22 protein-coding genes are annotated in these 25,166 nt (G+C 69.8%); 8 read left to right on the top strand and 14 right to left on the bottom strand.

The window, feature by feature from the left end; translation table 11 throughout:
• Positions 1 to 27 precede the first annotated feature (27 nt).
• The 5 genes from AC1RAD_RS26115 (at position 28) to AC1RAD_RS26135 (ending at position 6,145) form a co-directional block, all read left to right on the top strand.
• Positions 28 to 1,740 (top strand): long-chain-fatty-acid--CoA ligase, encoded by a 1,713-nt coding sequence (locus AC1RAD_RS26115; protein WP_492737986.1) that lies wholly within the window; start codon positions 28 to 30, stop codon positions 1,738 to 1,740.
• 52 nt (positions 1,741 to 1,792) lie between these two features.
• A complete protein-coding gene (locus AC1RAD_RS26120; protein WP_492737987.1) occupies positions 1,793 to 3,409 on the top strand; it encodes a wax ester/triacylglycerol synthase family O-acyltransferase in 1,617 nt (538 codons plus the stop codon).
• 48 nt (positions 3,410 to 3,457) lie between these two features.
• Positions 3,458 to 4,798, top strand: a complete 1,341-nt coding sequence (locus tag AC1RAD_RS26125; RefSeq protein ID WP_492737988.1) for an MFS transporter — start codon at positions 3,458 to 3,460, stop codon at positions 4,796 to 4,798.
• A 44-nt stretch (positions 4,799 to 4,842) separates the two neighbouring features.
• Positions 4,843 to 5,292 (top strand): TIGR01841 family phasin, encoded by a 450-nt coding sequence (phaP, locus tag AC1RAD_RS26130; protein WP_492737990.1) that lies wholly within the window; start codon positions 4,843 to 4,845, stop codon positions 5,290 to 5,292.
• A 175-nt stretch (positions 5,293 to 5,467) separates the two neighbouring features.
• A complete protein-coding gene (locus AC1RAD_RS26135) occupies positions 5,468 to 6,145 on the top strand; it encodes a peptidoglycan DD-metalloendopeptidase family protein (RefSeq protein ID WP_492737991.1) in 678 nt (225 codons plus the stop codon).
• A 13-nt stretch (positions 6,146 to 6,158) separates the two neighbouring features.
• On the opposite strand, the gene AC1RAD_RS26140 is transcribed toward AC1RAD_RS26135, so the two are convergent.
• The 12 genes from AC1RAD_RS26140 to AC1RAD_RS26195 all read right to left on the bottom strand — a co-directional run bounded on the left by AC1RAD_RS26140 (position 6,159) and on the right by AC1RAD_RS26195 (position 19,856).
• Positions 6,159 to 7,358 carry a PrsW family intramembrane metalloprotease gene (locus tag AC1RAD_RS26140; protein WP_447746812.1) on the bottom strand — a complete coding sequence of 400 codons (1,200 nt, stop codon included), beginning with the start codon at positions 7,356 to 7,358 and terminating at the stop codon, positions 6,159 to 6,161.
• Positions 7,355 to 7,915 (bottom strand): hypothetical protein, encoded by a 561-nt coding sequence (locus tag AC1RAD_RS26145; protein ID WP_062482400.1) that lies wholly within the window; start codon positions 7,913 to 7,915, stop codon positions 7,355 to 7,357. The genes AC1RAD_RS26140 and AC1RAD_RS26145 overlap by 4 nt, the downstream gene beginning before the upstream one ends.
• 59 nt (positions 7,916 to 7,974) lie before the next feature.
• Positions 7,975 to 9,216 (bottom strand): porin, encoded by a 1,242-nt coding sequence (locus tag AC1RAD_RS26150; RefSeq protein ID WP_492737992.1) that lies wholly within the window; start codon positions 9,214 to 9,216, stop codon positions 7,975 to 7,977.
• A 58-nt stretch (positions 9,217 to 9,274) separates the two neighbouring features.
• Positions 9,275 to 10,285, bottom strand: coding sequence for a YeiH family protein (locus tag AC1RAD_RS26155; protein ID WP_369645936.1), 1,011 nt, complete (start codon positions 10,283 to 10,285; stop codon positions 9,275 to 9,277).
• 7 nt (positions 10,286 to 10,292) lie between these two features.
• Entirely contained in the window at positions 10,293 to 11,264 is a 972-nt protein-coding gene (locus tag AC1RAD_RS26160; RefSeq protein ID WP_447746806.1) for a quinone oxidoreductase family protein, read from the bottom strand.
• A gap of 43 nt (positions 11,265 to 11,307) precedes the next feature.
• Entirely contained in the window at positions 11,308 to 11,865 is a 558-nt protein-coding gene (locus AC1RAD_RS26165) for an RBBP9/YdeN family alpha/beta hydrolase (protein WP_159275475.1), read from the bottom strand.
• Between the two features lie 14 nt (positions 11,866 to 11,879).
• A complete protein-coding gene (locus tag AC1RAD_RS26170) occupies positions 11,880 to 12,863 on the bottom strand; it encodes a tripartite tricarboxylate transporter substrate binding protein (protein WP_307587191.1) in 984 nt (327 codons plus the stop codon).
• Positions 12,864 to 12,904: 41 nt separating this feature from the next.
• Positions 12,905 to 13,963, bottom strand: a complete 1,059-nt coding sequence (locus AC1RAD_RS26175; protein ID WP_492737995.1) for a beta-keto acid cleavage family enzyme — start codon at positions 13,961 to 13,963, stop codon at positions 12,905 to 12,907.
• A 55-nt stretch (positions 13,964 to 14,018) separates the two neighbouring features.
• Positions 14,019 to 14,867: a TauD/TfdA dioxygenase family protein gene (locus AC1RAD_RS26180; protein WP_492738101.1), complete on the bottom strand. Its 849-nt coding sequence runs from the start codon at positions 14,865 to 14,867 to the stop codon at positions 14,019 to 14,021.
• A 219-nt stretch (positions 14,868 to 15,086) separates the two neighbouring features.
• Positions 15,087 to 17,783 carry a winged helix-turn-helix domain-containing protein gene (locus tag AC1RAD_RS26185; RefSeq protein WP_492737996.1) on the bottom strand — a complete coding sequence of 899 codons (2,697 nt, stop codon included), beginning with the start codon at positions 17,781 to 17,783 and terminating at the stop codon, positions 15,087 to 15,089.
• A gap of 46 nt (positions 17,784 to 17,829) precedes the next feature.
• Complete coding sequence (locus AC1RAD_RS26190; protein ID WP_492737998.1) at positions 17,830 to 18,861, bottom strand: AraC family transcriptional regulator; 1,032 nt, start codon at positions 18,859 to 18,861, stop codon at positions 17,830 to 17,832.
• 23 nt (positions 18,862 to 18,884) lie between these two features.
• Positions 18,885 to 19,856 carry a quinone oxidoreductase family protein gene (locus tag AC1RAD_RS26195; RefSeq protein WP_447746796.1) on the bottom strand — a complete coding sequence of 324 codons (972 nt, stop codon included), beginning with the start codon at positions 19,854 to 19,856 and terminating at the stop codon, positions 18,885 to 18,887.
• 197 nt (positions 19,857 to 20,053) lie between these two features.
• Between AC1RAD_RS26195 and AC1RAD_RS26200 the strand changes: the two genes are divergently transcribed.
• From AC1RAD_RS26200 to AC1RAD_RS26210, 3 genes are read left to right on the top strand one after another with little or no spacing between them, the layout of a single operon-like run.
• On the top strand, positions 20,054 to 21,025 hold the full coding sequence (locus AC1RAD_RS26200; RefSeq protein WP_492737999.1) for a Bug family tripartite tricarboxylate transporter substrate binding protein: 972 nt from the start codon (positions 20,054 to 20,056) through the stop codon (positions 21,023 to 21,025).
• A gap of 31 nt (positions 21,026 to 21,056) precedes the next feature.
• Entirely contained in the window at positions 21,057 to 21,899 is an 843-nt protein-coding gene (locus tag AC1RAD_RS26205) for a TauD/TfdA dioxygenase family protein (protein WP_070062067.1), read from the top strand.
• Between the two features lie 50 nt (positions 21,900 to 21,949).
• On the top strand, positions 21,950 to 23,008 hold the full coding sequence (locus AC1RAD_RS26210) for a beta-keto acid cleavage family enzyme (protein WP_070062068.1): 1,059 nt from the start codon (positions 21,950 to 21,952) through the stop codon (positions 23,006 to 23,008).
• 91 nt (positions 23,009 to 23,099) lie between these two features.
• Here AC1RAD_RS26210 and AC1RAD_RS26215 read toward each other — a convergent pair whose 3' ends face one another.
• Together AC1RAD_RS26215 and AC1RAD_RS26220 are read right to left on the bottom strand one after the other, a co-directional pair.
• Positions 23,100 to 24,140 (bottom strand): AraC family transcriptional regulator, encoded by a 1,041-nt coding sequence (locus AC1RAD_RS26215; RefSeq protein WP_062477242.1) that lies wholly within the window; start codon positions 24,138 to 24,140, stop codon positions 23,100 to 23,102.
• Between the two features lie 25 nt (positions 24,141 to 24,165).
• Positions 24,166 to 25,146, bottom strand: a complete 981-nt coding sequence (locus tag AC1RAD_RS26220) for a Bug family tripartite tricarboxylate transporter substrate binding protein (protein ID WP_492738001.1) — start codon at positions 25,144 to 25,146, stop codon at positions 24,166 to 24,168.
• Positions 25,147 to 25,166 lie beyond the last annotated feature (20 nt).

A 25,166-nucleotide genomic window follows, 5' to 3' on the forward strand; every position in this document is an offset into this window, starting at 1 on the left:
TCACTCACTCACTTCCTGGAGACGCACATGAACAGCAAGCCCTGGCTGGCTTCCTACCCCGAAGGCGTGGCGTGGGACCACGCGATCACGCCCACTTCGGTCCAGCAGATCCTGGCCGACGCCGTGGCCGGTTTTCCCGACCGGCCGGCCATCGACTTCATGGGCAAGCGGCTGAACTACCGCGAGCTCGGCGCGCTGGTCGACCGCGCCGCCAAGGGGCTGCAGGCCCTGGGCGTGCGCCCCGGCGTGCACGTGGGTCTGTTCCTGCCCAACACGCCGCACTATCTGGTCGCGCTGTTCGGCGTGCTGCAGGCGGGCGGCACGGTGGTCAACTACTCGCCGCTCGATGCCGCGAAGGTGCTCGAGCACAAGATCGAGGACAGCCAGACCGACTTCCTCATCACGCTCGACCTGGCCGCGCTGTACCCGCAGATGGCCGCCATGCTCGGCAAGACACGGCTCAAGAAGCTCATCGTCGGCAACCTCGCCGAGATGACGGGCGCGCCCGAGCAGGTGGCCGCGCAGATGAAGGCGAAGAACGAAACGGTCGAGATCTCCGGCGACGAGCACCACCTGCGTTTTTCCGAACTGCTCGACAACGACGGCCGCTACACGCCGCACCCCATCGGCGATCCGCGCGAGGCGCTGGCCATCCTGCAGTACACGGGCGGCACCACCGGCCTGCCCAAGGGCGCGATGCTCACGCACGCCAACCTGTCGTCGGCCTGCGAGCAGGTGGTGATCACGCAGTCGGGCACGCCGCCGGTGCTGCAGATGGGCACCGAGCGGCTGCTCGCGGTGCTGCCGCCGTTTCACATCTACGCGCTCACGGTCAACCTGCTGCTGGGCGTGCGCCTGGCGGCCGAGATCGTGCAGCACCTGCGCTTCGACCCCAAGGCCGCGCTGCGCGACATCGCCGAGAAGAAGCTCACCACCTTCTGCGGCGTGCCCACCATGTTCACCGCGGTGATCGGCGATCCCGACACGCCGCAGTACGACCTGCACTCGCTCAAGCTGTGCAACTCGGGCGGCGCGCCGCTGCCGATGGAGGTCGGCGAGCGCTTCCGCGCCATCACCGGCACCTGGCTGGCCGAGGGCTGGGGCATGACCGAGACCTCACCCACCGGCACCTTCTCGCCCGCGCACGGCCAGCGCAAGGCGGGCTCGTGCGGCATTCCGCACCCGGGCGTGGTCATCAAGATGCTCGACCTCGAAGATCCCACGCGCTACGTGCCGCTGGGCGAGAAGGGCGAGATGTGCATCCAGGGCCCCAACGTGATGAAGGGCTACTGGAACAAGCCCGAGGCCACGGCCGACAGCACCACCTTCGACGGCCTCTTTCGCACCGGCGACGTGGGCTACATGGACGAGGACGGCTTCGTCTTCATCGTCGACCGCTGCAAGGACATGCTGCTGTGCAGCGGCTACAACGTCTATCCGCGCGTGCTCGAAGAGGCCATCTACCAGCACCCGGCCGTGCATGAGGTGGCGGTGATCGGCGTGCCCGACGAATACCGCGGCCAGTCGCCCAAGGCCTTCGTCACGCTCAAGCCCGGCGCCGAGGCCTTCGACATCAAGGCCCTGCAAAGCTTTCTCAAGGAGCGCGTGGGCAAGCACGAGATGGTGCAGGCCCTGGAGATCCGCGCCGCGCTGCCCAAGACGGCGGTGGGCAAGCTCTCCAAGAAAGACCTCGTGGACGAAGAGCTGCGCAAGCAGGCCGTCGCCACGGCCACCGCCTGAGCGCGCGCATTCCCGAATTCCCACCGATCCCACCGACGAAAGAGGCCACGCCATGGACCACCTGAGCAGCATGGACGCGTCGTTCCTGCACCTTGAAACCCCCGAGACGCCGATGCACGTCGGCAGCCTCATGCTCCTGGACCTGCCCGAGGGCTACCGGGGCGACTACTACGAAGACGTGAAGGGCATGCTGGGCAAGCGCCTGCACCTGGCGTCGGTGCTCACGCGCAAGCTCGCGCAGATGCCCTTCGAGCTGGCCGAGCCGGTGTGGATCGACGACGACGACATCGACCTGGACTACCACGTGCGCAGCCTCACGCTGCGCCGCCCCGGCACCATGGAGCAGCTGCACCACCTCGTGGCGCGCCTGCATTCCAGCCTGCTCGACCGCAGCCGACCGCTGTGGGAGATGTACGTCATCGAAGGCCTGGAGAACGGCCAGGTGGCCTTCTACACCAAGGCCCACCACAGCGGCGTCGACGGCAAGGCCGGCACCGAGCTCGCCAAGGTGCTCTACGACACCACGGCGCAGATGCGCGAAGTGCCGCCCGCGCGCCGCAAGCGCGGCAGCGGCAGCCACTACCAGCTCGGCGTGGCCGAACTGCTGCAGGCGGCGGTGTCCAACTCGGCGCGCCAGTACCGCAAGCTCGCCGAGCTGCTGCCGGCAGCCGCGCGCGCGCTCACGGCGGCCGGCAGCGTGCTGGCGAGCCAGCAGACCGGCAAGGGCGAGCGCCGCCTGAGCCTGGGCATGGCGCCCAAGAGCATGTTCAACGACGCCATCACCAACCAGCGTTCGTACAGCACGATGTCGCTGCCCTTCGATGAACTCAAGGCGCTGGGCAAGCGCGTGGGCGGCACCGTCAACACCATCGTGATGGCGATGTGCAGCGAGGCGCTGGCCCGCTTCCTGAAGGAGCGCAACCTGCTGCCGAAAGAAGCGCTGATCGCCGGCGTGCCCGTGAGCCTGCGCGCGGAGGGCGACGACTCGATGAACAACCAGGTGTCGATGGTGCGCGTGGACCTGGCGACCGACATCGGCGACGCGGCCGAGCGCTTCAAGGCGATCCATGCCTCGTCGGAGGCGGCCAAGGCCGTGGTGCGCGAGCTCAAGCCCGTGCTCGGCGTGGACATGCCGATCACCGGCTCGCCCTGGCTCATGACCAGCCTGGCGTCGCTGTACGGCCGCTCCAACCTGGCGCGCCGCGTGCCGCCCGCGGCCAACGTGCTCATTTCGAACGTGCCGGGGCCGGGCGCCACGCTCTACGTGGCGGGCGCGCGGATGATGCACTTCTACCCCGTGTCGATCCCGTACCACGGCAGCGCGCTGAACATCACGGTGCAGAGCTACGCGGGCTCGCTCGACTTCGGCCTCACGGCCTGCCGCCGCATCCTGTCGCAGGAAGAGTCGTACGAGCTGATCGGCCACCTGCGCGCGGCGCTGCGGCAGATCGAGCGGCTGCCCAGCGTCGAGAGCGCGGCCAAGCCGGTAGTCGCGAAAGAGGTGCCAGCCGAGGCCGTGCCCGGCAAGGCCCCGCGCCGCGCGAAGGCGCCGGCCGCTGCCAAGCCGCGTGCGGCTGCCACTGCTGCCGCGCGCGCCAGCAAGAAGCCCCGCGCACCGCGCAAGACGGCCGCGCCTGCCAAGGGCAAGCGCACCGCCGCCGCTGCCTAGCCTTCCCGCCGATCACTTCACCGACCGACCCCAAAGGAAAGCAAGACCATGACCCCCACTTCTGCGCAGGCCCCCGCCCGCGCGCCGTACAACGCGGCGGACGAGGCTTTGTTTTCGAAGGTCAGCTGGCACCTGCTGCCGCTGTTGATCCTCTGCTACATCGTCGCCTTCATCGACCGCATCAACATCGGCTTCGCGCAGCTGCAGATGAAGCAGACGCTGGCCTTCAGCAACGAGGCCTATGCGCTGGGCGCGGGCATCTTCTTCATCGGCTACTTCCTCTTCGAGGTGCCCAGCAACCTCATGCTCGAGAAGATCGGCGCACGCAAGACGCTGCTGCGCATCATGTTCTGCTGGGGGCTCGTGGCCTCGGCCATGATGTTCGTGGAGACCACCACGCAGTTCTACGTGCTGCGCTTCCTGCTGGGCGCGTTCGAGGCGGGCTTCTTCCCGGGGATCATCCTGTACCTCACCTACTGGTACCCCTCGGCGCGGCGCTGCAAGGTGATCTCGATCTTCATGACGGCCACGGCCATCGGCTACCTGCTGGCCGGCCCGCTGTCGGGCTGGATCATGAAGTACATGAACGGCCTGGGCGGCCACCACGGCTGGCAGTGGCTGTTCGTGGTGCAGGGGCTGCCGGCCTCGGTGCTGGGCATCGTCGCGTTCTTCTACCTGAAGGACAAGCCCGAGCAGGCCAACTGGCTCTCGCCGTCCGAGAAGGTCGCGCTGCGCCATCACCTGGACAACGAGCCGCATGCGGTGGAGACCGCGTCGCACGGTTCGTTCTGGGCGCTGCTGCGCGACCCCAAGGTGTTCACGATGGCCTTCGTGTACTTCCTGTTCCTGGGCGCCAACTACACGCTGGTGTTCCTGGTGCCCACGCTCATCAAGAACTGGGGCGTGGGCGACGTGTTCATGGTCGGCCTGCTGTCGGCCATTCCGGCGGTCTTCGGCGCCGTGGGCATGGTGTTCGTGGGCCGCAGTTCCGACAAGCACCTGGAGCGGCGCAAGCATTTCTTCTTCTGCGTGGCGCTGGCCTCGGCGGGCCTGCTGGTGGCCGTCTTCAGCGGCGGCAACCTGGTGCTGGCGCTGGCGGGCCTCGCGGTCATGAGCATCGGCCAGTCGGCCAACACGCCGATCTTCTTTGCGGCCATCAGCGAGTACCTGCCGCGCAAGTCGGCGGCCGGCGGCATCGCGCTGATCAGCAGCCTGGGCAACCTCGGGCCCGCCGTGATGCCGGTGATCACCGCATGGATCACTACCGCCTCGGGCAGCTCGGACAACAGCATGTTCCTTGCGATCGGGCTGTGGCTGTCGTCCGGCGTGGTCCTGCTGCTCGTCATGCGGCCCGCCGCCGCGCGCCGCTCGCAGCTCGCGACGGCCTGATTTTCTGTGACCCGCTATTTCATTCACACAAGGAGATTCGATCCATGGCAACCAGCAAGAACGCAGCCAACGCCAACCCGCTCTTTCCCACGGCGATGCCGTCGATGGAAGATTTCAGCAAGCTGATCGAGCAGCTCAAGCTGCCCGGCGTGGACGTCGGCGCGCTCGTGGAGTGGCAGCGCAAGGACATGGAGGCGCTGGCCGAGGCCAACCGGCAGGCCTACGAAGGCATCCAGTCGCTGGCGCAGCGGCGCGGCGAGATCCTGCGCGACACGCTGGCCCAGTGGCAGGACGCACTGAAGGACGCCACCGGCAAGGACGCGATCTCCAAACAGGCCGAGGTCGCGCAGCGCGGCGTGCAGCAGGCCGTCGACAACTTCCGCGAACTGGCGCAACTGGAAGCGCAGGCGCGCAACAACAGCTGGAAGGTGGTGCAGGACCGCCTGAACGAGAACATGGCCAACCTGCAGCAGCTGCTGCAGCCGAAGAAATAGGGACGCTCCCGCGGACGCAATGTCCGCGCAACGACTGCTGGTAGCCTTGCCGGATTGTTCAGGCGCGCCTCGCCCCGCGAGGTCGCGCGATCCGGATGAATCAGAAAGGACTCAGCGCGTGGTTGTGACAGGGAGAAGATGGGGCGCGTGCGCCGCGTTGACGGCGGCATTGCTGGTGGGCGCATGCTCCACCACGCCCAGCACGCCGGTGGCGGGCCCCGGCGAGTACGTCGTGCAGACGGGCGACACGCTGTACCGCATCGCGCAGCGGCACGGCCGGACGACGGCCGAGATCGCCCGCTGGAACCAGATCAAGGACCCCGACCAGCTCGAAGCCGGCCAGGTGCTGCGCGTGGTGCCGCCCGGCGGCGCCGCGACGGGGGCTGCCACGCCGTCGCCGCGCAGCAGTGGCGGCAGCAGCGGGGCCGAAAAAGCCAAGCCCGCGCCCGCACCCCGCGAGCGCGACCCCGTGGTGCCGCCCGCCTCGCGGCGCAGCGACTGGGGTTGGCCGACGCAGGGCGCGGTCATCGCCGGCTTCAACGGCAACAGCAACAAGGGCCTGGACATCGGCGGCAGCAGCGGCGAGCCCGTGCACGCGATCGGCGCCGGCTCGGTGGCCGCGACGGAGACGATGCGCGGCTACGGCAGCGTGATCATGGTCGACCACGGCGGCTCCTACATGTCGATCTACACCAACGTGGGCACCGTGGGCGTGAAGCAGGGCCAGCGCGTGCAGCGCGGCCAGAAGATCGCCGAGATCGGCCCGGCGGAAGGCGGCCGCGCCAAGCTGCACTTCGAGATCCGCTACCGCGGCAAGGCCGTCGATCCGCGCCTGTACCTGCCGGCGAAGTAAGCGCAACGGGCCCTCAGCCCTGCGGCCGGGTGAGCAGGTCGAGCTCGGCCCGCAGGCGGCGCACCGCCACTTCATGGCGCCGCGTCTGCGGCCCGCGTCCGTGCGTGCCGGCTTTCAGGATGAGCCGCAGCTGCTCGCGCTGCAGCTGTGCCTTCAGGCGCCGGGCGCGCTTGCCGAATTCCTTGCCCATGTCGCGGCGCACGCGGTAGCGCAGCAGCGGTGCGCCCAGGCGCACCCATTCGTCGTCGCGGATCAGCTCGCGCTCGGGCACGAAGTAGGCGGCCAGCGCATGCAGGTAAGTGCCGTTCTCGCGCGCGGCGGCGCGCCAGACGAAGGCGGCGGCGATCACCACCGGAATGCCCTTGACGATCAGCAGCAGCGCGATGCCGACAAAGCCGTCGTCGAAGCGGTCTTCGAGCAGCGGCGAGTTCCAGATGAAGTGCATCGCCCACGCCAGCGCGAAGTAGAAGAGGGCGCAGCCGATGCGCGCCGCCATCGAACGCTGCGGGTTGAGCAGGAACCACGCCACGCCGAACGAGGCGATGGTCGTGTAGGCCGCGTGGCTCCACAGCCCGCTCAGCAGCCCGCGCATCAGCAGGTGGTAGAGCACCGGGTACACCTGGTTCTCGAGCGGGAAGTTCACGGCGCTGTTCACCGTGTAGCTCAGGTTCTCGATCACCTGGAAGCCCAGCCCGGCCATGGCGCCGACGATCAGCACCGACAGGTACGTTTCGAACTGGTTGCGCGCGATCAGCACCAGCAGGATCACGCCCGCGAGCTTCAGGAACTCTTCGGTGATCGGCCCCGCGATGGCCGGCCCCCACGCCGCCACGAACTCCGGCGACACCAGCTTGGCGCACAGGCTCTGGATGGCGATGTTGGCCGGTGCCGCGAAGTACACCGCGCCCAGCCCGCCCCACGCAAAGGCCAGCACGTAGGCCTCGGGCGGGTGCTGCTCCAGCAGGTCGAGCGTGCGGAAAAACAGCACGAAGGCCGCCGTGTAGCCGCCCCACACCAGCAGGCCCAGCAGCGCGGTGACGGGCACCACGCGAAAGCCCAGAGAGAACATCGAGACCGTGTAGAACAGCCCGTTGAGGATCAGCGCCGCCAGCAGCCAGAACGCGGCGCGTTGCGGCTGGAAGAACGAGTCGGTGCCGATGGGCCAGTCGGCGTCTTCCTGGGTCGCGACGGGCGCTTCGGTGGTCGTGCTCACAGCGGTGCCTCCAGGTCCATCGAGTCGAGCATCCTGCGGGCGTCGGCCAGCGCTTCGTTGAAGCCGTCGGTGGGGCCGTACACGTCGATCTGCACCAGCGAGCGGCGCGGCGTGTCGACCACCTGCCAGAAGCGGCCGGCGAGCTTGGCGCCGTAGTAGGCGAAGGTCTTGCCCTGCAGGCCCCAGCCGGTGACGAAGTCGGACACGTCGCCTTCGACGGTCAGGCCCTGGCCGCGCTCCATGAGCCGCTGCTGGCGCACCATCGGGCCGTCGGGCCCGCCCATCCACAGGCGCGTGGTCACGAGGAACTTGTGGCCGCCCTTGAAGAGCATGAGCGACTGGCCGGCCTTGGAGCGCGACACGTCCATCTGCCAGCCCGGCGCGGGCTCGAAGCGCGCGTGGGCGACCGACACGGTCTCGCCCGCGGGCAGCGGCCGGCTGCCGGGCGTGTGGTTGTTCCAGAAGGTGAGGCCGCCGACGTACGCGGCAATGGCCAGGAGGATCGCGAGCGCGCCCGGCCAGGTGCGGTACGGGATGCGGCGGGACGGTTGAAGCATCCGTGGATCGTGCCACACCGAAGCGACGGCGCGGGGGCGCCGCCGCTGTTTTCAGGCCGTCAGAAGGCCATGCGAATGCCAACGTCGTAGCCCAGCGCCCGGTGCGGCTGCATGCCGTTGGTGGTCGCGTAGGCCGGCTGCGGGAAGATCGCCGGCAGGCTCAGCACCAGCGGCGTCACGCCCATCACGGTCGGGTTGTTGCGGCCGTTGGCGATGTGGATGCGCGCCACCGAGGCATACAGCGCCGTGCGCTTGGAGAGGTTGTGCACGTAGCCCAGCGCCAGCTTGTTGACCGACGAATTGCCGTCGGGCAGGCCCAGCCCGTTGACGAAGCGCACGCGCGCGTACGAGGCGCGCACCACGCCCGCGCCCAGCGGCACGTTCACGCCGGCCATGAGGCCGTCGTAGCGGTCGCTCAGGTGCAGCGCGCCGTTGGCGAAGGGCGCGGCGCTATGGCGAACATCGCGCACGCGCGACCATTCGCCGAACACCTTCACCACGCCGAAGTCGTAGGAAGCGCCGAGGTTCAGGCTCTTGATCTTCTCGCTCTGCGCGGCGGCGCTGGCCAACGTGCTCTCGCCGTAGCCCAGCGCCACGTCGGCCGGGCCGCTGGCCCAGCCGATGCGCCCGCCCACGTAGCGCCCGCGCTGCGAGGGGCTGTCGGGCACGTTGCTGACCTTCGTGTTCTCGTGCAGCGCGTACTGCACCTGGCCGTAGAAGCCGCCCAGGTTCGGCGGCAGGAAGTAGCTGATGGCGTTGCTCGTGCGCAGGTAGCTGTCGGTGCCGGCCGAGAGCCCGCCGTTCAGCAGGCCACCCGTGGCCAGCGCGCGCGAGGCCGCGATGTTGCTGTTGACCACCGCGATCAGGTTGGTGCCCACGCCGTTGACGCTGAAGGGGTCGAACACCGCGTCGTTCCAGAACGAGGCCGTGTAGTCGCGGCCCAGGCGCACTTCGCCGAAGGGCCCGCTGAGGCTGAGCGTGGAGCGGCGTCCGAAGTTCGTGATGCCGCTGCCCGTGTCGTTGCTCAGCGGCGCCTCCAGCCAGAAGCTCGCGGCCAGCCCGCCGCCCAGGTCCTCGGTGCCGCGAAAGCCGATGCGGCTGGACGCATTGCCCGAGGGCGACAGCACGGTCTGGCTCTGGCGCAGCTCGGCCGGGCGCAGCGGGTTGTACGAACTGCTGGTGGTGCGGTAGTGGCTCACGCCCGCGTCCATCACGCCGAACAGCGTGAGCGAGGATTGGGCGAGGGCGCTGCCGGCCGCGAGGGTCGCGGCTGCGGCGGCGATGAGGGTCTTCTTCTTCATGGTCTTGTCTCCTGGTTGTTGTGTGTGTGGTCGTCTCTGTCGTCGTGGGGGCTGCGTGTCAGGGCGCCCAGCGCAGCAGCGCGAGCACCAGCGCGGCAATGAAGACGGTCTCGCCGACCATCAGCACCACCGGCTTGAGGCCCACGTCGACCAGCTCGCGCAGCTGCGTCTTCATGCCGATGCCGGCCATGGCCGCCACCAGGAACCAGCGCGACAGGTCGCTGCCCGCGGTGGCGAGGGACGGCGGCAGCCAGCCCGTGCTGTTGAGCGCCACCAGCGCGGCGAAGGCCACCGCGAACCACGGCAGCAGCGGCGGGCGCTGGCCGCCCACGGCCTTGCCGGTGGCGCGCGTGAACATCACGGCGAACAGGATCACCGGCAGCAGCGCCGCCACGCGCATCAGCTTGACCAGCGTGGCCGTGTCGCCCGTGGCCTGCGACATGCCGTAGCCCGCGCCCACCACCTGCGCCACGTCGTGGATGGTGGCGCCCAGGAACACGCCGGCCGTGTGCGCGTCCATGCCCAGGGCGCGCGCGATCAGGGGGTAGGCGATCATCGTGAGCGTCGACAGCGCCGACACGCCCACCACCGTGAACAGCGTGGCGCGTTCCTTCAGCGGATGCGGCGGCAGCGCCGCGGCCAGCGCCAGCGCGGCCGAGGCGCCGCAGATCGCGGTGGCGCCGCCGCTGAGCAGGCCGAACAGCACGTTGAAGCCCATCAGCCGCGCCACGACCATCGACACGCCGATGGTCAGCACCAGCGACACCGCCACCAGCAGCACCGGGTGCCAGCCCAGCGCCACCACCTGCGCGGCCGTGATGCGCAACCCCAGCAGCGCCACGCCCCAGCGCAGCACATGGCGCGCGGTGAACTCGATGCCGGGCTTGCACGGGCCTTCGGCCGAAAGAAAGTTCATCGCCATGCCGAGGATGAGCGCGAACAGCATCACCGGCGCTCCGTAGTGCTGCGACAGGAAGGTGGACGCGGCGGCGACCACCGCGCAGGCGAGCACGCCGGGAAAGAGCAGGCGGCCGCGCGCCGGCCATGCGGCGACAGACAAGGCGGTCATGGAAACCTCAGGGCACGAGCACGGTGGCGCCGGTGGTCTTGCGACCTTCGAGCGCGCGGTGCGCTTCGGCGGCATCGGCCAGCGCGAAGCTCTGCTGGGGCTCGCTCACGATGCGACCGGCCAGCACGTGGCCGAACAGCTCGTCGGCCATCGACAGCATGTGCGGGCGCGGGTGGATGTAGTGCACCATCGCCGGTCGCGTGAGCCAGATCGAGCCCTTGGCGGCCAGCACCTGCGAATCGACGACCACGGCGCCCGACGACGTGCCGTTGCTCACGAGCGTGCCGCGTGGTTGCAGGCAATCGAGCGAGGCTTCCAGCGTGTCTTTCCCCACCGAGTCGTAGACCACGGGCACGCCCTTGCCCTCGGTGATCTCGCGCACGCGCTGGGCGATGTTCTCGCGCGAGGTCACGATGGTGTGCGTGCAGCCGTTGGCTTTGGCGACCGCAGCCTTCTCGTCGGTGCTCACGGTGCCGATCATCGTGACGCCCATCGCGCGTGCCCACTGGCAGGCGATGAGGCCGACACCACCTGCGGCTGCGTGGTACAGGATCGTCTCGCCACCCTGGAGCGGATAGACCTGTCGGAACAGGTACTGCGCCGTCATGCCCTTCATCATCAGTGTGGCAGCGGTGCGATCGGAGATGCCATCGGGCAGCGGGATCAGAACGTCAGCCGGCATCACGCGCACTTGTGAATACGCCCCCTGCGGCCCGATGAGATAGCCCACGCGATCGCCCACGCGGATGTCGGTCACACCCGGCCCCACGGCCTCGACCACGCCCACGGCATCGGAGCCCAGGCCATTGGGCAGTGCGAGCGGATAGCGCCCGGTGCGGAAATAGATGTCGATGAAGTTGACGGCGATGAGGCTGTGGCGCACGCGCGCCTGCCCTGGGCCGGGTTCACCGACCTCGACGTGTTCGAGCTTGAGCACGTCGGCGCTGCCGGTCTCGTGGAAGCGGATGGCTTGGACCATGGGGAGTTTCTTTCGGTAGGAAGGGCAGGCGGGCAGAAAGGGCTCAGTCCGCCGAGAGTTCGTCGATGAAGGCCTGCGCGCCCGGCCATTCGCCGTAGCCCGAGGCGGGGTTGAGGTGGCCGACCTCGCCGAGGTCGACCAGGCGGCTGCCCCAGCCCTGCGCCATCTGCACCACGCGATCGAAGGGCGCCAGCGGGTCGTTGCGGCTGGCCGCCACGATGCTCGGGAACGGCAGCGGCCCGGTCGGCACCGGCAGCCAGCCGCCGGCGCGCAGGGCTTCCACGCTGGGGTAGCCCTCGGGCATCGGCCGCTCGAAGTCGGGCGGCGTGGCCAGCAGCGCGCCGCGCACGGGCCGGCGCGTGCGCTGCGCCCAGTGCGCCAGCATCACGACGCCGCCGCTGTGCGCCACGACGACCAGCGGCCCCTCGACCGCCTGCGCCTCGCGCTCGATGGCCGCCACGCGCGCGGCGCAGTCGAGGTCGTCGCGGCCCATGGGCGGCACCGCGCGCACGCGCGGCAGGCGTGCGGCGAGCAGGGTCTGCCAGTGGCTGGCGACGGCGTCGCGCAGGCCCGGAACGATGAGGACGGTGGGAGCAGTCATGTCGGCCTGCGCCCTCACTGGTTGAGCTGGATGTTGTAGGTCTTGACGATCCGCGCGTTGCGCTCGTACTCGTCGTGCGTGATCTTCGCGAGCTGCTCGGGGCTCTCGCTGGTCATCGGCACGAAGTTCTGCGCGATGAGCCGCTCCCGCACCTTCGGCGAGGAGGCGGCCTTCGTGAGGACCGCATTGATCCGCTTGACGAGGTCGTCGGGCATCCTGGCCGACACGATGGCGCCGGCCCAGTTCGAGAAGTCGATCTCGTCGAAGCCCTGTTCGGCCATCGTGGGCACCTCCGGCAGCTGGGCCAGCCGGGTCTTGGCCCCGACCCCGAAGACCTTCACCTTGCCGGCCTTGATCAGCGGCAGCGAGGTGACGATGCCGTCGAACAGGATGTCGACCTGGCTGCCCATCAGGTTCTGCAGCGCCGGCGGCGAGCCCGGGAACGGCACGTGCTGCAGGTCCAGCCCCGCCTTGCGGGCAAAGATGGCGCCGGCGTAGTGCGAGCTGGTTCCCGCGGAGTACGAGGCGTAGCTGCCCGGGCTGCCCTTGCCGGTCTTCAGGTAGGCGATGAGGCCCTTCAGGTCGTTGGCCGGCACCGACGGCGCGCTCACCAGCACCATCGCCGAGCGCGCCACCATGGTCACCGGCTTCACGTCCTTGACCGGGTCGAAGCTGGTCTTCATCACCAGGGGAATCTCGGTCAGGATGTTGCTGACCATGAACATGATGGTCTGCCCGTCGGGCGGCGCGCTGTTGAGCGCCTGCACCCCGATGGCGCCACCGGCGCCCGGCTTGTTGTCGACGATCACCGGCTGCCCGATCTCGGCCGAGATCGCATCGGACAACACGCGGGCCACGACGTCCATGGTGCCGCCCGCGGGCGCCGGCACCACGATCCGCACCGGCTTGGTGGTCCAGGCATGGGCGAGCAGGGGCGCGGCGGCCAGGGCGGCTGCCCAGGGCTTCAGGCGGCGAAGGATGTTGTGGGTTTTTTTCATCGCGATGTCTCCAGATGTTCCGGTGCCGGGGTGTGCGGTGCTCAGGCCGCCTTGCGCAGGAAGCCCTGCTGCGCGCCGTTGCGGTTCGGCGCGAAGCCGTTGGCGGCCAGCGATTCCTCGACGGTGTCGTAGAACACGCCGATCTTCGAAATCTCGCGCGCCTGCTTGGCGGTGGCGATGGGGCGCCCGAACTGGCGCGAGATGGCCACCAGCTGCTCGACCTGCGCCACCGTGCCCATCTTGGCGGAGCGCGACTGGTTCCAGAGGTTGTCCTCGATGCCGCAGCGCACATGCAGGCCCATGGCGATGCCCATCATGTTCACGGGCAGCACGTTGCGCATGGAGCTCTCCACCGTGAGCACGGCGCCGTCGGGCACGGCGCGCACGAAGTTGGCCAGGCTGTAGATGTTGGGCACGTCCATGCCGCCGCCGATGGCCACCCAGTTCATGACCAGCGGGCCCTTGTAGACGCCACGGCGCATCAGCCGCTCGACCGAGTCGAAGCTGTTGATGTTGTAGCATTGGAAGGCGCTCTGGATGCCCGCCTTGGTGAGGCGGCGGATGTGCTCCTCGGCCCAGCCCGGCTGCGCGGGCACGGTCATTTCCTTGTAGGCGCGGTAGACCTCGGGGTCTTCCATCGAGGTGCCCCGGGTGTCGGCGTCGTCCCAGTGCTCGACCACGTTCATCTGCGAGGTGTTGATGGTCACCGTCACCTGGTCGGGCGTGGGCTCCAGCTCGGCCAGCATGTGGCGCGTGTCGTCGCTCAGCCACTTGGCGGCAGCGCCGTCGCTCTCGGGCGCGAAGCTGATCGAGCCGCCGACCTGGATGATCATTTCGGGCACGGCCTTGCGCACGCCGGCGATCAGCTCGTTGAATTTCGACAGCCGCTTGCTGCCCTTGCCGTCGAGCTCGCGCACATGCAGGTGCAGCACCGTGGCGCCGGCGTTGTAGCAGTCGACCGCCTTCTGGATCTGCTGCGCCATCGTGACGGGAATGTCTTCCGGAAAGTCGGCAGGCACCCACGACGGTGCGTAGGGCGCGGCGGTGATGACCAGCGGCTGCTGGTTTTCGGGGAACAGATGGCCGTCGAGAAAGTTCATGGCAGGACCTCGGGAGAAAGGAAGAAGGAAGGGAGAGGGCGCAGGACGTGCCCGCTCAGAAGACCGCGTCGCCGACGATGCCGGCGCGTTCCATCTTTCGATGGCAGGGCGGGTAGTCCATGACCGCGTAGTGCTGGGTCGATCGGTTGTCCCACATGGCCACGTCGCCCGGCTGCCAGCGCCAGCGCACCTGGTACTCGGGGATCTGCACCTGGCTCACGAGGTAGGCCAGCAGCAGGGCGGCGCCGGGCTGGTAGTCCTGCCCGTAGCGCACGTTGGCCGGCGTGTGGAAGTTGGTGAAGTGGGTCGTGAAGCCGTTGACGAACAAAATCTTCTCGCCCGTGTCGGGGTGCGTGCGCACCACCGGGTGCTCGGCGTCGGGAAACTGGGCCTTCAGCGCCAGGCGCTTCTCGATCGGCATCGCGGCGCCGAAGGTGGCCTCGATGCTGTGGCGCGCGCGCAGCCCGGCGATCTGCTGTTGAATGTGCGCGGGCAGCTTCTCGAAGGCCAGCGCCATGTTGGCCCACATGGTGTCGCCGCCCACCGGCGGGCATTCGACGCAACGCAGCACGCAGCCGAAGGGCGGCTTCTCGCGCCAGGTGGCGTCGGTGTGCCAGCTGTTCTCGTAGCGGTCGACCGGCGTCTCGGGGTTCTTGTAGATGCGCACCAGGCCCGGGTGCTCGGGGTCGCTGCCGACCACGGGGTGGTCTTCCAGCTCGCCGAAGTGGCGGGCGAAGGTGACGTGCTCGGCGCGCGTGAGTTCCTGCTGGCGGAAGAACAGCACCTTGTGCTGGACCAGCAGCGCGCGGATCTCGGCCGCCAGGCCGGCGTCGCGCGAGGCTTCGGCCAGCGACACGTGGCGCAGCTCGGCGCCGATGGCGCAGGTCACGGGGTGGACCTGGATGCCGCGCGTGTGCACGGCGGGGGCCCCGTTCGAGAGGCCTGGCTGGATCGTGGAACCCATGTGTCTTGTCTCCTGTGCCGGTCGGGGAGTGCCGCTGTGCGGCGGTGACCGTGCTGGAAGCAAGAATAGGTCGGGGCCCCTGCGCGCGCCCCCTCCTCGCAGGAGGGGGAGGCGGCCCTGGAGGGGAGGGAGAAACCCTCAGTGCCTGGCGGCGAGCCCTCAGTGCCCCGCGGCGAGCAGCCCCAGGATGCGCGCGCGCTGCACCACCTGCGTGCGCGTGCCCGCGTCGAGCTTGGCGAACAGGTTCTTCACGTGCCACTTGACGGTGGTTTCGCCCACCTGCATGGCGCGCCCGATTTCCTTGTTCGACAGGTTGCGCGCCAGCAGCACCAGCACCTCGCCCTCCTTGGGCGTGAGCACGGCGCCGGGCGAGGCCGGTGCCGCAGGCGTGGGTGCAGGCGGCACGGCGGGTGCGAGAGGGGCGACCGCGATCTCGGCCTGCGCGCCCTCGGCCGCGAGCGTGCCGACCCAGGCGCCCAGCTCGGGGTGCGCGTCGGAGAACACGCGCTGCAACCCGTAGGCGCGCGCCAGGTCCATGGCCTCGCGCAGCAGCGCCTGCGCCGGCTGGCCGCAGCGCTCCAGCGCCAGCGCGCGCAGCCCCAGCAGCTCGATGTGCAGGCCGCCCTGCTTGCGCTGGCGCGCCTGTTCGTCGGCACGCGCCAGCTTCGCGAGGGCATCGGGCCAGTCGCGCGCGGCGATGGCCGCGTGGGCGCGCGCCACGTCGCGCAGCGCCTCCACGCTGCGCCGCCACAGCGGGCCCTGCGGCAGCGTGGGGTCGGCCAATTGCGCGTCGATGCGTTCGCACAGCTCGCGGCAGGTCTGGGCGCGGTGGCGCTGCGCATGCAGGCGCACCTGCTCGGCCAGGCTGGCGATGCGCAGCCGCGGCAGGCGCCGCGCGACGCCTGCCGCGTCCAGCGCGTCCAGCAGTTCCAGCGCGCGGTGCTCGGCGCCTTCGGCCGCCGCGATGCGCGCCGCCGTGCGGTAGGCCTGCAGCAGCGATTCGGGCAGGCCGCTGTGCTCCAGCACGTCGAGGCGGTCGGCCAGCAGCGTGGCGGCGTCGCCCGGCAGGTCGCGCTCCCAGGCCACCGACGCGAGCAGCGCGGCCAGGTTGCAGCTGAAGCGGTGGCGCCGGCCCATCTCGGCCTCGGCGCCGGCCACGGCGGGGCGCAGCAGCTGCTCGGCCAGCAGCACCTGGCCCTCCCACGCATAGCTCAGGCCGATGACCAGCTCGCTCCAGCGCCGGATGTAGTCGACGCCGTGGCCCGGATGCCCGCGCAGGGCCTGCTGCTGGCGCAGGCGCGCGAGCGCCGGCTCGCCCTCGAGCAGCGCGCGGTAGGCCTTGCGGTTGGCATGCGACTGCAGCAGCAGCGGGTCGGTCAGCGGCACGGCCTCGGTCCAGGGCGCATGCAGTTCGACGAAGAGGTCGGGGTCGTCCGCGAACACGGCGGCACCGCCGAGGATCAGCGCGCATTCGCAGCGCAGCGCATCGCTCACATCGGGCTGCGCCAGGATGCGCGCCACGAAGCGGCCGGCTTCTTCATGCCGCTCGCTCGATGCGAGCGTCCATGCCGCGGCCAGCAGCAGGCGCGGGCGGCGATCGAGTTCGTCGGCCGGCATCTGCGCCATCCATTCGAGCACCGTGGCCTGCCGGCCGCGCCGCATGAGCGATTCGTAGAGGCTGCGCTCCGCGAGCTCGTAGGCGGTCTGGTGCTGGCCCGCGCTCAGCGCGTGGTGGGCGGCCTCGTCGAGCAGCTCGTGCGCGGCCAGCCACTGCGCCGCGCGCGCATGCGCCGCCACCTGCTCGGCGGCGTCGAGCGCGGCAAAACGCTGGCGCAGCACGTCGCGCGCCAGCGCATGCATGCGCAGCCACTCGCCCCCTTCGGCGGCGGCGAACACCGGCGTGTCGTTGCTCAGCCGCGCCAGCCGCGCCGCGGCGTCGTCGACGCCGGAGACCGCGCGGCACAGCTCGGGGTGCAGCAGGTCGAGCACGGCGATGCGGGCCAGGAAGTCGCGGTCGTCGGGGTCGAGGTTGACCAGCAGCAGCCGCACCAGCTCGCCCTGCAGCTCGCCGGCGGCGGCCGTCATGTCGCCCAGCACCGTGTGCGCGGCGTGCGCGTCGGCCCCGCGCGCGATGATGGTCGTGGCCAGCTGCAGGCCCAGCGGCCAGCCTTCGGTCAGCTCGTGCAGCCGGGCGGCGGTGTTGCGGTCGACGCGCGCGCCGAAGCGCGCCTGCACCAGCTGCAGCGTCTCGTCGAGGCTGAACTTCAGCAGCGCCGGGCCGATCTCCACGCACTGCCCGTAGGCCACGAGGTCCTCGATGTCGAGCCGGCCGTCGGGGCGCGTGGCAATGAGCGTGCGCACGTTGGGCGGCGCGTTGCGCAGCAGGTAGGCCAGCGCCTCGCGCGAGGCGGGCGGCAGGCGGTCGGCTTCGTCGATGACCAGCACCACGTTCAAGGCCGCCTGCGCCAGTTCGGCCAGCAGCGCCGTGACGCTGCCGAGCGTGCCGGGCCGGTCGTCCTGGAACAGGCTGCGCCCGAACGCGGGGCGGCCCATGGCGACGCGCAGCGCCAGTGCCAGGCTCTGCACCAGCCGGCCCGGGTCGTCCTGGCTCTGCGCCGAGACCCAGCCGACCGGCACGCCCAGGCCCAGGTACTCCAGCCGCCACTGCGCCAGCAGCGAGGTCTTGCCGAAGCCCGAGGGCGCCTGCACCACGCACACGGCGTGGTCGCGCAGCGCGTCGGCGCTCGACAGGAGCCGCGCGCGCGAGACCAGGTGACGCGGGACACGGGGCGGCGTCACCTTGAGCAGCAGGTCGCGCGGGGCGCCGCTCGCATCGGGGGGCGGGAAAGTGGCCAAGGCTCGTTCGTGCTCGTGGAGGAAAGAACGGGCCCGATTCTCCACGTCAATCGCGCGAGGCCGAAGCGCGGCGCGGCGCCCCCCGCCGCGCGCGGCTGGCCTTCGCGCTGCAGCCGTACTGCGCATGGAACCAGCGCGACAGCCCGCTGGGCGCGCAGAAGCCCAGCAGGCCCGCGACCTCGGCCAGCGGGCGGTCGCCCTCCAGCACATGGCGCACGGCGAGTTCCTTGCGCACGTCGTTGACGATGGCCGAGAAGCTCCGCCCGTCGTCCGCCAGCCGGCGCTGGATCGTGCGGCATTCCACGCCCACGTGCGCCGACACCTGCGCGATGCTGCAGCGCCCGCTGGGCAGGAGCAGCAGCACCGCGCGCCGCACGTCGCCCGGCAGCGCGTCGCCGGGCGCAGGCGCCGCCGCGTCGAGCAGTTGCCGCGCATAGCGCGCCATGGCCGGGTCGGCCGAAGGGTTGGGCGCGTCCAGGTCGTCGCGCGCGCAGACGATGCCGTGGAAGTCCTGGTCGAAGGCGACGGCCGCGCCCAGCACGCGGTGGTGCGTGCGCAGGTCGCGCGGCGCGGGGTGCGCCAGGCACACGCGCCGGGGCTGCCAGTCGGCGCCGAGGAACTGGCGCAGCAGGCGCAGCATCACGCCCAACGCCAGCTCGATGCGCTGGCGCGTGGCGCGGTGCGCCTTGCCGGGCTGCACTTCCTCGCGGATGACCACCACCTGGCCGAAGGCCTCGACCATCAGCGACAGCGAGCCGTTGAGCAGCGGCTGGTAGCGCATCAGCACGTCGAGCGAATCGCGCAGCGTCGGCTGCTCGCGCACCAGCAGGCCGACGGCCCCGAGGTTCGACAGCCGCCGCCCCTCGGCCATGCACAGCCCGAAGCTGTCGTTGCCCGAGCGCTCGGCCGAGGCCTGCAGCAGCGCGGCGACGCGGTCGACCGGGATCATCAGGTCGGGCTCGTCCAGCACGCGGGGACTCAGGCCGGCGTCCAGGAGCATGCGCGCCGGGTCGAGGCCGCTGGCGCGGGCGACCTCGCTGTAGTGGGTGAGGCTTGCCGCGCGGACCAGGGAGGACATCGCAAGTCCGCACGTGGCAGTTCTCAGGGCACGAGCACGGTGGCGCCGGTGGTCTTGCGACCTTCGAGCGCGCGGTGCGCCTCGGCGGCATCGGCCAGTGCGAAGCTCTGCTGGGGCTCGCTCACGATGCGGCCGGCCAGCACGTGGCCGAAGAGTTCGTCGGCCATGGACAGCATGTGCGGGCGTGGATGGATGTAGTGCACCATCGCGGGCCGCGTGAGCCATATCGAGCCCTTCGCGGCCAGCAGCTTGGTGTCGAGGACCACGGCGCCTGACGACGTGCCGTTGCTCACCAGCGTGCCGCGCGGCTGCAGGCAATCGAGCGAGGCTTCCAGCGTGTCTTTCCCCACCGAGTCGTACACGACCGGCACGCCCTTGCCCTCGGTGATCTCGCGCACGCGCTGGGCGATGTTCTCGCGCGAAGTCACGATGGTGTGCGTGCAGCCGTTGGCCTTGGCGACCGCAGCCTTCTCGTCGGTGCTGACGGTGCCGATCATCGTGACACCCATCGCGCGTGCCCACTGGCAAGCGATGAGACCAACACCACCTGCGGCTGCGTGGTACAGGATCGTCTCGCCACCCTGGAGCGGATAGACCTGGCGGAACAGGTACTGCGCCGTCATGCCCTTCATCATCAGCGTGGCAGCGGTGCGATCGGAGATGCCATCGGGCAGCGGGATCAACACATCGGCCGGCATCACACGCACCTGCGAGTACGCACCTTGCGGCCCGATGAGGTAGCCCACGCGATCGCCCACGCGGATGTCGGTCACGCCCGGCCCCACGGCCTCGACCACGCCCACGGCATCGGAGCCGAGGCCATTGGGCAGTGCCAGCGGATAGCGCCCGGTGCGGAAATAGATGTCGATGAAGTTGACGGCGATGAGGCTGTGGCGCACGCGCGCCTGGCCCGGGCCGGGTTCGCCGACCTCGACGTGTTCGAGCTTGAGCACGTCGGCGCTGCCGGTTTCGTGGAAGCGGATGGCCTGGTTCATGGTGCGTCTCCTGGGGTGTGCGGGGCTGGGATGGAACGGATTCTTGCGGCGCGTGGCGGCGGCGGGAAGCGTGGTCTTGGCGATGTCCCAAATTGGCAAATCGATGCCCCAATAAAGCAAGAAATGCGGACGGGGTGCGCCGGATACTGGCGGCATCGGCCCACCGAGGCCTGCAAGACAACAACCGGAGACACCCCATGAAACTGCTGCAATTTGCACGCGCCGCCGCCGTGGCGCTGGTCGGATGCTCGATGGCCCTCGGGGCCTGGGCGCTGGGCGACAAGCCCGTCAAGCTCATCGTTCCCGCGCCGCCGGGCGGCACGATGGACATCGTGGCCCGCGTGGTCGGGCAGCAGATGGCGCTGGACATCGGCCGCCCCGTGATCGTCGAGAACCGCCCCGGCGCGGGCGGCTCCATCGGCCTGCAGGCCATGCTGCAGGCGCCGGCCGACGGCAACACCATCGTGATGGCCGCGAGCAACGTGCTGGCCGAGACACCGCAGGTCGTGAAGATGCCCTTCGATCCGCTGAAGGACGTGGTGCCCATCGGCTCGGTGGCGCGCTCGGGCGTGGTGCTCGTCACGGCCGCGAACTTTCCGGCCAAGGACTTCCAGGGCCTCGTCGCCGAGCTGAAGACGCGCAAGGGCAAGGCCAGCTTCGCCAGCTACAGCCCCGGCACCGTGTCGCAGTACGCGGGCCTCATCCTCAGCGACCGCGCCGGGCTCGACCTGCAGCACATCGGCTACCCCGGCTCGCCGCCCGCGCTGCAGGACCTGCTGGGCGGCCAGGTCGACCTGATGTTCGACGGCATGCTCACCTCGATGCCGCTCATCAAGGCCGGCAAGCTGCGCCCCTATGCCTTCACCGGCAAGACCCGCTCGCGCTTCCTGCCCGAGCTGCCCACCACCACCGAGTTGGGCTACCCCGACCTGCAGTTCCGCGGCTGGGTCGGCTTCATCGGCTCGGCCAAGCTGCCGGCCGACGTGATGGCAAAGCTCCATGCCGCGATCGAGAAGGCCGGCCAGGCGCCCGCCGTGCAGCAGAAGCTGCTCGACGTGGGCCTGGAGCCCGAGCTCAGCGTCGACACGCCCGCGCTCATCGCCGAGACCCGCGCGCTGTCCGAGCGCAACGCGGCCATCGTCAAGAAGTACCGCATCCAGGCGAACTGAGCGTCGCTCGCCATTCCATCGGAGACCTCTCATGAAGATCAGACCCCTCACGCCGTCCATCGGCGCCGAAATCTCGGACGTCCATTTGGGCGAGGCCTCGCGCGACCCCGAGTGCTTCGCGTCGATCCGCGCCGCGCTGCTCAAGCACAAGGTGCTTTTCTTCCGCGGCCAGGACATCGAGCGCGCCGAGCACGTCGCCTTCGCACGCTGCTTCGGCGAACTGGAAGACCACCCCGTGGTCGGCAGCGACCCCGAGCACCCCGGCCTCGTGCGCATCTACCGCAGCGACAACAAGCACAGCTACGAGAACACCTACCACTGCGACGGCCTGTGGCGCCAGAGCCCCGCGATGGGCGCGGTGCTGCGCTGCATCGAATGCCCCGAGGTCGGCGGCGACACCATCTGGGTGAACATGGTGCAGGCGCACGACGAGCTGCCCGACGAGATCAAACAGAAGATCGGCAAGCTGCGCGCCAAGGCCAGCATCGAGCATTCGTTCGGCGCCGTGATGCCGATGGAAGCGCGCCTCAAGCTGGGCCAGGACCATCCGCCCGTGGAGCACCCCGTGGTGCGCACGCACCCCGAGACCGGCGAGAAGGTGCTCTACGTGGGCAGCTTCACCACCCACTTCGTGAACTACAGCACCCCCGAGAACGTGCGCCACGGCATCGACAAGACACCGGGCGCGGCGCTGCTGCTGAACTACCTGCTCAGCCGCGCCACCATCCCCGAGTACCAGGTGCGCTGGTCGTGGCAGCCGGGCGACGTGGTCGTCTGGGACAACCGCAGCACGCAGCACTACGCGCTGAACGACTACTGGCCCGCGCCACGAAAGATGGAACGCGCCGGCATCGTCGGCGACGTGCCGTACTGAACATCGCCGCCGCATCCGCCCCCCGCCTCGCCACCTGACAGACGCACGCCATGAACTTCCTCGACGGCCACCTCTTTCCCGAAAACCAGCAGCCGCTGATCATCACCGCCGCGCCCTATGCACCGGGCTGGCTGCCTTCCGACTTCCCGGGCGAGATCCCGGTCACGATGGAAGAGCAGATCCAGAAGGCGGTCGATTGCTACAACGCCGGCGCCACGGTGCTGCACCTGCATGTGCGCGAACTCGACGGCAAGGGCAGCAAGCGCCTCTCGAAGTTCAACGAGCTGATCGCCGGCGTGCGTGCGCGCGTACCCGAGATGATCATCCAGGTGGGCGGCTCGATCAGCTTCGCGCCCGAGAGCGAAGGCGCCGCCGCCAAGTGGCTGAGCGACGACACGCGCCACATGCTGGCCGAACTCGAGCCCACGCCCGACCAGGTGACGGTGACGGTCAACACGTCGCAGATGAACGTCACGGAGCACGCCGAGCTGGCCGACTTCAAGGGCACCTCGCGCGAGATCCCGGCCATCTTCGAGGCCTACAAGGAGATGACGGTGCCGGCGCAGCCGGGCTGGGTCGAGGAGCACATCCGCCGCCTCACGAAGGCGGGCATCCAGAGCGCCTTCCAGTGCTACAACATCAACAGCTTCGAGTCGGTCGAACGGCTCATGCGGCGCGGTGTCTACAAGGGACCGCTGGTGATGAACTGGGTGGCCATCAGCGGCGGCATGGACGCGCCGAACATCTACAACCTGGCCAACTTCGTGCGCGCCGTGCCCGACGGCGCCGTGCTCACGGTGGAAAGCTCGGTGCGCAACGTGCTGCCCGTGAACATGATGGGCATCGCCATGGGCCTGCATGTGCGCTGCGGCACCGAGGACGTGCTGTGGAACCAGACGCGCACCGCCAAGATCGGCACCGTGGCGCAGATCGAGCAACTGGTGGCCATCTCGCGCCAGTTCGGCCGCCCCATCGCCACGGCGCAGCAGGCGCGCGAGATCTCGAAGATCGGCGTGTTCTACGAGACGGCCGAAGAGTCGCTCGCGGCCAACGGCTTCGCGCCGAACCGCAACGGAGGCAACCAGGGCTTCCTGCGCAAGGCGGCCTGAGAAGGACGATGGCGATGACGAGGCGTTTCACGCGCGCCGCCTGGCGCCTGCTGGAGGGCATCGCGCATGCCCTGCGCCACGAAGACCTGGTTCAGAACGCGCGCACTGCGCCCTGAGCCACCGCGCCGGCCGTCTGCTTGCTCCACTGCGAGGCGCTGCAGCCGAAGTGGTGGCGGAACCAGTGGCTGAAGCTGCTGGGCCCCGAAAACCCCAGCAGCTCGGCCACCTCGCTCAGCGGCAGGTCGCTGTCGCGCAGGTGGCGCTTCACGAGGTCGGAGCGCACGTCGTCGAGCAGGCGGCTGAAGGTGAGGCCTTCGGCCTCGAGCCGGCGGTGCAGCGTGCGGCGGTCCACGCGCAGGTGCCGCGCCACTTCCTGCGCCGTGCAACCGCCACCGGGCATGAGCGCCAGGATGAGTTCGCGGCAGGCTTCGCGCGTGCTCTCGCCGCGGTCTTTCAGCGCGGCCTCCAGGTACTCGCGCGCGAAACGCGCCACGCCCTGGTCGCCCGATTCGCGCGGCTTGCGCAGGTCGGCCGCCAGGCACACGAGGCCGTTGAAATCCTGGTTGAACTTGACGTTGCGACCGAAGAAGGCGCGGTGCGCCGCCATGTCGGCCGGCGGGCGGTGCGTGAAGCACACCTGCTGCGGGCGCCACTGCGGATCGATGAGCTCGCCGAGGATGCGGAACATGATGCCCACGGCCAGCTCCATCGACTGGCGCATCGGCAGCCCGGGGCTGGGCAGCAGGTCTTCCTGGATGATGACCATGTCGCCCGTGTCCTCCAGGCGAAAGCTCAGCGAGGCGTTCACCAGCTTGAGGTAGCGGCCCAGCGTGTCGAGCGCGTCGCGCGGCGTGGGCTCTTCCTTCAGCACGACGCTGATGGGGCCCAGCGCCGAGAGCTTGCGCTGCGCCGCCAGCCGCAGCGCGAAATCTTCGGTGCGCGTGGCGCGCGCGGTGATCTCGAGCAGCTCGCGCACCGCGTCGCCGGGGATCAGCGTCTCGGGGTGCTCGAGCAGCTGCGCCTTCAGCCCCACGGTGCGCATGAAGGCATGCGGGTCGCGGCCGAGCGATTGCACCAGCTCCACGTAGCCGCTGAGGCTCGCGCTGCGCATCAGTCGACCGAGGTGCTTCATGGTGGCTGTGGAAAGGGCCCCGTGTTCACTCGGGGCTGATCTTGAGTTGCAGTTTCTCGATGATGGCCCGATTGTGGGCGGTCGTGGCGTCCAGTGTCTGGCGCAGCTGCACCAGCGTCGCCTCGCGCGGCGGATCGTAATTCTGCGCGAGCAGCGCCTCGCGGAACTTCGGCGCCTGCACGGCCCGGGCCACCTCGGCGCGGATTTTCTCCTGCAGCGCCGGCGGCATGCTGCTGAGCACGAACACGCCCACGCTGGCGTCGGGCATCACGAAGTCGGGCAGGCCCAGCTCGCCGAAGGTGGGCACGTCGGGCAGGAAGCGCGAGCGTTTGGACGACGCCACGGCCAGCGCCTTGATCTTGCCGCTGCGGATCAGCGAAGTGACGTTGCTCACCACCTCGAAGGTCAGCTGCACCTGGTTGCCCATGAGGTCGACCAGCGCCGGCGCCGAGCCCTTGTACGGCACCACGAGGATGTCGTTGCCGCTGCGCGCGCGCAGCATTTCGCCCAGCAGGTTGGAGCGCGTGCCCGTGCTCAGGTTGGCCACGCTGACCGAGCGCGGGTGCGCCTTGGCATGCGCCAGCAGGTCGTTCACCGTGTTCGGCGGGAAGCCGGCGTTGGCCACCAGCACATGGAACATGCCCGTCACCTCGCCGACGTAGGTGAAGGTTTTCAGCGGGTCGAAGGGCGTCTTCACCGTGAGCGGAATGTCGGACAGCACGCTCGACGGCCCGACCATCAGCGTGTAGCCGTCGGCCGGCGCGGCCATCAGCGCGCGCTCGGCGATGACGGCGGAGCCGCCCGGCTTGTTGTCCACCAGCACGGTCTGGCCGAGGTTCGTGCGCAGCTGTTCGGCGAGCAGCCGCGCCGCCGCGTCGGAGATGCCGCCCGGCGGCGCGGGAACGATCAGCCGGAGGGGCTTGTCGGGCCAGGCCTGGGCCGACGCCGTGCCGCAGCACAGCGCGGCCAGGAAGAGGAGGGAGGCTCGCAGCAGATGCACACACATGGTTCGTCCTCAGGTGGAAG

The organism is Variovorax sp. GW823-FHT04B03 (assembly GCF_058796495.1).